We start from the raw sequence: 9,165 nt of genomic DNA on the forward strand, positions 1-9,165 counted from the left end.
CAAGATGAGTGCTATCCTGTGCATTTGTTAATTGTATAGGTATGTAAAATACCTATACAAAATCCATATATTCTTGAAAGAGGTTGAAAATGTATGATAGTTTCAAAGAAGTTTTTTCACATTTCGCATTATAAAAAGATGTTACCTGTAGTATTACTTTCATGTGTAACGCTTATAGGCTGTTCCAATAGTAATATTCAATCCGCACCACCGAAACAAACCAAACAAGAAAATACAAGTAATCATTCTTTTGTAAAGCTGGAAAAAGAATATGATGCTAAACTTGGTATTTATGCATTAGACACAGGTACGAATCAAACCGTTACTTATCGTTCAGATGAACGGTTTGCATACGCATCTACCCACAAAGCCCTTGCTGTTGGAGCACTGTTACAAAAGAAATCAATAGAAGATTTAGATCAAAGAATTAAGTATACTAGCAAAGATCTTGTGAATTACAATCCAATTACTGAAAAATATGTAGATACAGGTATGACTCTGAAAGAGCTTGCGGATGCTTCCCTTCGATATAGCGATAATACTGCACAAAATCTTATTCTTAAGCAATTAGGTGGGCCAAGTGAATTCAAAAAATCACTGAGAGAAATAGGAGATACTGTCACAAACCCTGAACGTTTTGAACCAGAATTAAACGAAGTACAGCCAGGAGACACTCGTGATACTAGTACCCCAAAGGCATTAGCTACTAGTCTTCAAGCATACGCGCTAGGCGATATACTTTCAGTTGAGAAACGGAACTTTTTAATAGATTTGATGAAAAGAAATACTACGGGGGACAACTTAATTCGTGCTGGAGTTCCAGGAGAATGGGAAGTAGCCGATAAGACCGGCTCTGGGTCTTATGGAACAAGGAATGATATTGCAATCATTTGGCCACCAAATAAAAAGCCAATTATTCTTGCGATACTTTCTAATCATGCGAAAGAAGATGCGAAATACGATGATAAACTTATTGCAAATGCAACTAAAATAGTGTTAGACGCTTTAAAAGTAACGAATAAATAATTACTCCAAAGAATGACTTAGTTAAAATTCATATTTCATTTGAAGACCGTTGATATTGAAAGAGTACAAAAAAGAACCTGTAGAATATACTACAAGTTCTTTTTCAAAAATTGTTAAAAAGGGAATAACAAACTATCTTAACATTCAATACAGGGAGACCATTTTAATTATGGCTTGGTTATATTGTATATCAAATATAAATATTTGAAGAAACTAATTTCGAAAATTATGTGAATTAAAAAAATAGGGTGTTTATATTAAATTTCGTTTACTACCAACTTCTTCTTACTTAAATAGACTGCACGGTCTGATTTTTTAGCAACTTCCTGTGAGTGCGTCACAACAATAATACATTTATTTTCTTTATGTGCAAGTTCTTGAAACAGTTCTATTATATCCATTGCCGTTTCTTCGTCGAGGTTTCCTGTCGGCTCATCCGCAATCAGTAAATCAACATTACAAGATAACGCTCGAGCGATTGCAACACGCTGCTGTTGCCCGCCACTTAGTTGCAGAACATTTCGTTTCGCTTCTACTTCTGTAAGTCCTACTTTCTCTAATAATTCTAATGCCCTTGCCGTTTTATTTTGCACTTTAACACCTGTAATTTCCATTGCTGTTAAGACATTTTGAAGAGCACTCATATAGGTAATCAAATTATAAGATTGGAAAATTACCGATACATTTTGATTACGGTACCGATCCAAACCAATTTTTCGAATATCCTTTCCATTAAATAGTACATAACCATTTTTAGGTATATCTAGCCCACAACCCAAGCTAAGCGTAGTGGTTTTACCAGATCCGGATGGTCCTAGAATCGTGTAGAAATGTCCTTTTTGAAAAGAAAAGTTAACATTTTCTAGTATCGCTACTTTTTTTCCGTTACTTTCATAATAATAATCTAAGTTTTTAAATTGTAAAATCGTCTCCATATCGAGCCTCCTTATTCATCTTTTAAAAGAATTTGTTTTGGATTCAGGCGTAGAATAGATAATGCTGGAAGAAGCGTTGCTAATATAGCAATAGCTAGTCCAATCCCCCCCATTTTCCCTACATCTTCGCCTGTTACACTTACATTAATTTTATCAATTGGATCCTCTTTTTGATTTTGTACAGTTCCACCAGGTCCAGCTACCATTACAGTTCCATTTTGTGAGGTGTTTGTTTCTTCTCCTGCTGTAGCAATTTCACTCGAAAGTAAATTATTCCCTATGAATTGAGAAATTTTTGCTCCTGTTGTTATGGATAATCCAAATGCTAAAATAGCGATACATACTACTTCTACTACGAACTGCGCCATCAGTTTCCACTTTTTCTCTCCAATGGACAATAGAATCCCCATTTCCTTACGACGTGCTTTAATCGATAACATAATGATTAACCCTAAAATAATCGCACCTGCAATTGATACAATATAAATAATCATTTGAGAAGTTGATGAGATATTTTCGATAGGCCCAATCATTTGTTTGTACAACGAATCATGTGCATCTAATTTATAATAATTAAAATCAATATCAGATTTTTTTGCTTCTTCTTTAAATGCTTCAATGTTTTGTGGATCTTTCAAGAAATACACGACTTGAATGCTACTTATACCTTGATCTATTTCTAATTTTTTCATAGTTGAATGCGGCATATATAGTTTATTAGCTGGATCCATTATAGGAGGAGCTTGTTGCCCCATTGCTTGCTCATTCGTTTCGTAAATACCGATAATTTCAACCTCCAGGGTTTCCTTCTTATCCCCTGATTGCACTTTAACTTTGTCTCCTACTTTCAAGTTGTTTAATTCCGCTAATCGTTTTTCCATTAAAGCTACATTCTGATCTTTCATCTGTTCTGTAATTGGTTTCCCATCAATGATTTTACTTTTTCCATTCTCAAAGCTTTCTTGTAATGCAGTTTTGCGAACTCCCTCAATCATAAAAGAAGAATTCATATCTATTTCTGTACCGGAGCCTGAACCGCCTCGTACAGCCGCCATTCCCGCCTTACCTTTTCCTTCTTCTTCTCCTTCTGAAGCTCCTACTAGTTTAAGTCCGTCAGAAATTCCGAGAGTGCTAGTTATGTAATTATAGTCTTTTACATACTTTGACTTCGCTAATTGATCTGCTTCTTTTGTATTAAGCTTCGGTGGATTAGGCATCTCTCCAGTTTCCCTAGCTTGTTGACCTAATTTGTCAAAATCAAGACTTAAAGTAACATCTGCACCGAGTTTTTTTCTTGCTGCATCAGCAGCTTTTTTTGATGCATTTTGGATTGTGAATCCTGCCAACACCAAATTTGTAACAATTAGGAAAACCGCCATCAAAATTAATGATGTTCCTACTCTTTTTTTCATACTGAGAATTGCTCGTTTCATAAAGTTCATTTTTTCTTACCTCCTTGATAACTTGTATTCTATATAGGTTATCTAGAGTCTATATGGAGCTAATCGGTAGTTTATCTAGAGATATAAGGAGTTTATGTGTAGTTATTCATTGACCTGGTCAAGAAAGATCGGAACACATATTCAAAAACGTAATCGTTTTTGAATATTGGCAAGGAAGTTATGGCTTTAGATAGCATTGAATGAGAGCATACAAATCCATGCTTATTACGTAATTTCTATACAACAAATAAAAACCACCCTATTTGAATGGTTCTATGTGTGCTTGTTAAATATGAAAATTCATTAAAGAATATGGAGGTTTTTTGAAGTTGGTCGGATTTTCTAATAATAATATTGTGTTAAAAAGCCTAAATTATAATTTTATAAGTTAGGCTTTTATGCTATCTATAAGAAAAAGTTATAGAGACTCATAATATTTTATAATTTAACCTATTGTATTTAAACAAGTAAAATAAAAGTAACAAGTGCATACATTAAGGAGGTTTTTTGATAGTGACAGAAACTATAACATTTAGGATTGCAACGGCAGATGATTTAGATGAAATTGTAAAAATGCTTGCTGATGATGTTTTAGGAAATAAAAGAGAGCGCTATGAAACACCACTCCCTGATAGTTATATAAGAGCATTTCATGCTATTGATTGTGATCCAAATAACGAGTTGATTGTAGCGTGTGATGGGACGGAGATTGTCGGTATTCAACAAATTACATTTACGCCTTACATTGTACGTCAAGGGGGTTGGAGAGCTACAATTGAGGGTGTACGGACAGCCTCATCAAAACGTGGTAAAGGTATAGGAAGTAAACTTATTAAATGGGCTATTCAACGTGCTAAATTACGGGGATGTCATTTAGTACAGTTAACAACAGATAAAGAACGACAAGAAGCTTTACACTTTTATAAGAAATTAGGTTTTAAAGATTCTCATGAAGGATTAAAACTCTTTCTCTAATGAATATAGCTATTTATATACCAAAAAGACGTATATTGTAAGGTTAATTAACTATAGGCTTCGAAAATTATGGTAACTATCACTGTATTAAATATACAAATTGACACATTGTCTTTCATATAAATTACGTCACTTCAAAAGGTGTACCTTTTGATACGAAAATAAGCAAGTTAATGTTCTCTTTTATGAATGAGAATATTAACTTGCTTTTTAGGTTTTTGTAAAAGATATTTATAGTTTTATTTTATTGATAGCTTTATAATATAATATACAAATTCCCCACCTGTTTTATAATTCAAGCATCTACTATTAGGAAAAGAGAATATTTTACAATTAATTTACAGCATAAATTTTGTCCATCTTTTAGACGATATGTATTTTGGAGGAGGTTAATTTGATTTTTTCAAAACTCATTGATCGATACGCCTTGTATGATTTGCACAAAAAAAGAAGTGTAAAGTTTCAGTATACTTCTCTTTCTAACACCTCACTATATATAAAGGACATAGAATTTTTTTATAAAGTAAAACCATCTCATATTCATTTTAACATTAAGCATTTAAAACAAGAAAAGGAATACATGGTTGGACAATTCAAATATAAAAGCTCGGTTCAATCTGGTGATTCACGCAACGATTCTGTCACTGGAGAATTATTTTTACATAAAAATGAAAATGCACCTCATGTCATCTTTGTTCACGGTTGGAGAATGGATTCTAACGAACGTGTAAAAAAAATATTCCACGACCATATGACCAACTTGAAGTGGAATATGTATTATTTCACTTTACCATATCATTTTGACAGAAAACCGAACCAATCCCTATACAGTGGAGAGTACATGGTAAGTGCCAATGTTGAACGAACTGTAGAAGCAACTAGACAAGCGGTAGCTGATTTACGAACTTTGATCAAATGGATAAAAGAAAATAAAAATGGTCCCTTGATTTTAATAGGAATCAGTTTAGGTGGAGTTATTACTAACTTAACATCTCTTGTTGAACCAGAAATTGATGTGTTAGCATCCATTTTCTACGCGAATCGACTCTCATATTCAATTTGGAAGACAAATCCAGGTAAATTTATTAGAGAAGATTTGGAACATCATGGTGTTACGTATGATGATTTAATAGCTTATTGGAAAATCACTGAACCGAGTCAAGCGTTACCAAAAGTAAAAAAAGAAAATATTTTATTAATTTCAGGTAAGCACGATCTATATGTGCACTCTGAGGATACGGACTATTTGTGGGAATCCTGGGAAAGACCTACGCGATATATTTATACATGCGGACATGCCGGGATTGTTCTTAAACGTAAAAAAATTGCAACTGATACTATCAATTTTATTCAGAATCGATTGAACTCCTCACACTTCCCCAAAGACATACCTTAAAGTGAGGGATTACTAAGTATAGAATCTTATACTTGTAATCTTTCATTTTATACCAAGTTCATTTCATATGGAAAAGGGTTACTCATCATTTTCACCAGGGGCTTATTTTTATAAAAAGAAATTATTGTTGTTTACCCTTTATATGCAATATTACATATAAAAATCTTTAATTGTTCTGTTATAATTTTAAGAGTAAATTATGCATCCATTAATTTACACCATCCATATCTACAGTTATGGAAACCCTAATTACATATAAAAAAGAGAAGAACTTTGGTGAGTTCTTCTCTTTTTTATATTTTTTTAAGATTACTATCCAAAGTAATTATTGCAATTACTTTAAGCTGGCTTTTGAATTATAAATTCTGATTTTCATACTTCTTCATGAGTCTAGATAAGAAAAAAGAATCTACTCCTTTTCTAGCCAAATAAAAGAAATTTTTTTAAACAGTTATTTTAATTTGTACTGTTTTCCTATATTAATGCCTGCCCATGAGTATTTCCCTGAATTATATATTAAGGAATGAAAATGGATTAATTCTTTCCGAGTATGAATTCGAATAGGTATCACTTGCAATATGTCATTAAAATAAAAAGGATTATCACTTGGTTTAATTAGAAGACTAAGTGTACATAAATACAACGACATGAAAACACTTTGCTCCTAAATCCACTACTTGTATTATTGGTTGCGTGAAACTCCTTCTTGAGAAAGGCTTTAATTTCCGAATATTCTGTTGACTGTTATCGCATATCCAATTTACAATTTAATTGTGATATTTTTTCACAATTAAACTACTTAGAATACACTTCATTTATTCGAAAACAATTACAAATAGAGGTGCTAAAATGAAAACAAGAGTAAATCCAGAGTTATTACAAGGGTTAGAGATGTTTCCAAATCTCGATTTACACCCGGAAAACTTGCAATCAATCAGAGAAGGAATAGCTCAAATGAGACCACCTACCGTTGTTGATGAATCCCTTTCGTTAACAGATGAAGTCATTGTTGGACCTGATGATAATCCGTTACCATTAAGAATTTATCGTCCAAAATCAAATAATGAACCTTTACCTGTCTTATTATGGATACATGGTGGTGGTTATATCTTAGGGTCTATAGATGATAACGATGATACTTGTATGAGGTTTGCAAAAGAAGCTGGCTGTGTGGTCGTGTCTGTAGACTACCGCTTAGCACCTGAACACCCTTACCCAGCACCAATTGAGGATTGTTATTCAGCTTTAAAATGGATTGCTGATAATGCGAAGTCATTAAACATTGATTCGAATCGAATTGGGGTTGCAGGAGTAAGCGCTGGAGGTGGACTAACAGCAGCATTATCATTATTAGCCCGAGATCGAAAATATCCTTCAATTTGTTTACAGATGCCACTCTATCCAATGATTGATGACCGAAATAATACACCTTCAGCGAATGAAATTAAAGAAGGATTTGTTTGGAATCAAAAGGCAAATGAAGCCGGTTGGAAAATGTATTTAGGAGAAATGTATGGAACAGATCAAATCCCTGTCTATGCAGCGCCTTCTCGAGCAGAGGATTATAGTGATTTACCATATACTTACACATTTGTTGGTCAATTAGATCCATTCCGCAGTGAAACATTAACCTATGTAAGCAAACTAGCGCAAGCTGGTGTTGATGTCGAGTTTCATTTATATCCAAATGCCTATCACTGGTTTGAAGGGTTAAATCCAAATGCCGATGTATCTATTTACGCTGTAAACGAAATGGTACAAGCAGTAAAGACTGGTTTCAAAAGAGTCTCTAAGGTTGAGGCTTAATCCCTTTACAAGAAAAACACTCGTAAATAGTATAATAGCCGATTCTCATTTAGAATCGGCTATTAATATGTAAAATTCACCTAATATATCAAGGTTGAGAAACAGATATAAGATGTTTAGGCGATGTGTTTATTTCCTCTGCCAACGCCTTAATGCTCATCATGATTTGAAGTATTTCTTCTAATGTTGTCCTCGGGTTGATAGAGCAAAGTCGAATTACTACTTTTTCTTTTAATTTAGTCGTACTTAGCATAGCAAATCCTCTTTGATTAATTTCTTCCACCAGTTTTTTGTTTATTTCATGAATTGTTTCTGTAGACGTTCGCTTACAAGGAATATAACGAAAAGTAACAATTCCTAATTGGGCAGGTGTTACTACTTCCCAATCTTTTTCTTTCCTTAAAAACTCTTCAACTTGTTCAGCCAACATAATGCCATGATCTATTGCCTCACGAAAAGCTGTGACTCCAAATGTTTTAAAAGAAAGCCATACCTTTAATGCCCTAAATCTACGAGAAAGTTCAATTCCACGCTCCCCAAAATTCACTTTTTCTTCTATATTAGTTTCCGTATCCTTAATATACTCTGGGATCATACGGAACGTTTTACTTAAATATTGGCTATTGCGAATGAGTACACAACCAACATCATAAGGCTGAAAAAGCCATTTATGCGGGTCTAACGTCAAAGAATCAGCACGATGAATTCCTCTTAACACCTCCCTTCCTTTTTCACTGAGAATTGCTGCAGCCCCATAAGCACCATCCGCGTGTAGCCATACATCTTCATCACCACATAGATCAGCCAATTCATCGAGGGAGTCCACCGCTCCGCAATTCGTTGTCCCTGCATTAGCAATAACACAAAATGGTTTTTTCCCTTTTAATCGATCTTCTTTTATTTGCTTTCTTAAAGTACTAACTGAAATTCTTAAATCTTCATCTGTTTCAATTCGGCAAATTTGATGATGTTTAAAACCTAATACTTTAAGTGCTCGATCTACAGAAAAATGAGTTTGGTTAGAAAAATACACAACCGCATTTTCTATGTCATTATTCAGCTTGACCTGTCTCGCTACAGTAAGTGCAGTCAAATTAGCCATGGAACCGCCACTGACAAATAGCCCTTCAGCTGAATCAGGGAATCCTAGCATTGATTTTAACCAGTTGATTGTCGTTAATTCAATTTGTTCAGCACCTGCACCTACTATCCAAGCTGTAGGAAATACATTAAACCCACTTGCTAAAAAATCTGCTATTACACCAACATAATTATTAGGACCTGGCACAAAAGCCATAAAATGAGGATGATCCACATGAGTAATTTGATTAAACACATTGTTATTAAGAAAATGAAGTAACTCTTTTGGATTGGATCCGTTTTCTGGAATCGTTTCAATTAGCTTGTCTCTAAAAATATTACTATCAATCGTTTCCGAAACTGGTTTACTTTTTAAATGATTCATATGATCAACAATCAAGTCCACCGCTTGATATCCTAACTGACGCATCTCTTCGGCTGATAACTGCAAGTTTTTTGTCATTTGGTTTACTCCTATTCTATTTAAAAAGGCGAGTTCTTGCTC

The 9,165-nt window shown here is 33.8% G+C and carries 7 protein-coding genes; 4 read left to right on the forward strand and 3 right to left on the reverse strand.

Going from position 1 to position 9,165, the window contains the following annotated elements; genetic code table 11:
* The first annotated feature begins 93 nt into the window (after positions 1-93).
* Positions 94-1,026 carry a class A beta-lactamase gene (gene bla / locus BG05_RS18670; RefSeq protein WP_033734000.1) on the forward strand — a complete coding sequence of 311 codons (933 nt, stop codon included), beginning with the start codon at positions 94-96 and terminating at the stop codon, positions 1,024-1,026.
* A 257-nt stretch (positions 1,027-1,283) separates the two neighbouring features.
* On the opposite strand, the gene BG05_RS18675 is transcribed toward bla, so the two are convergent.
* Positions 1,284-1,961 carry an ABC transporter ATP-binding protein gene (locus BG05_RS18675; protein WP_003189466.1) on the reverse strand — a complete coding sequence of 226 codons (678 nt, stop codon included), beginning with the start codon at positions 1,959-1,961 and terminating at the stop codon, positions 1,284-1,286.
* Between the two features lie 11 nt (positions 1,962-1,972).
* Complete coding sequence (locus tag BG05_RS18680) at positions 1,973-3,403, reverse strand: ABC transporter permease (protein WP_003189464.1); 1,431 nt, start codon at positions 3,401-3,403, stop codon at positions 1,973-1,975.
* 513 nt (positions 3,404-3,916) lie between these two features.
* Here BG05_RS18680 and BG05_RS18685 point away from each other — a divergent pair.
* The 3 genes from BG05_RS18685 to BG05_RS18695 all read left to right on the forward strand — a co-directional run bounded on the left by BG05_RS18685 (position 3,917) and on the right by BG05_RS18695 (position 7,580).
* A complete protein-coding gene (locus BG05_RS18685; protein WP_002032325.1) occupies positions 3,917-4,378 on the forward strand; it encodes a GNAT family N-acetyltransferase in 462 nt (153 codons plus the stop codon).
* Positions 4,379-4,772: 394 nt separating this feature from the next.
* Positions 4,773-5,774 (forward strand): alpha/beta hydrolase, encoded by a 1,002-nt coding sequence (locus BG05_RS18690; RefSeq protein WP_016120263.1) that lies wholly within the window; start codon positions 4,773-4,775, stop codon positions 5,772-5,774.
* 849 nt (positions 5,775-6,623) lie between these two features.
* Positions 6,624-7,580 (forward strand): alpha/beta hydrolase, encoded by a 957-nt coding sequence (locus BG05_RS18695; protein WP_002127565.1) that lies wholly within the window; start codon positions 6,624-6,626, stop codon positions 7,578-7,580.
* 88 nt (positions 7,581-7,668) lie between these two features.
* Here the strand turns inward: BG05_RS18695 and BG05_RS18700 are convergent, their stop codons facing one another.
* A complete protein-coding gene (locus BG05_RS18700) occupies positions 7,669-9,123 on the reverse strand; it encodes a pyridoxal phosphate-dependent decarboxylase family protein (protein ID WP_003189459.1) in 1,455 nt (484 codons plus the stop codon).
* Positions 9,124-9,165 lie beyond the last annotated feature (42 nt).

This window comes from Bacillus mycoides (assembly GCF_000832605.1).
Classification (GTDB): Bacteria; Bacillota; Bacilli; order Bacillales; family Bacillaceae_G; genus Bacillus_A; species Bacillus_A mycoides.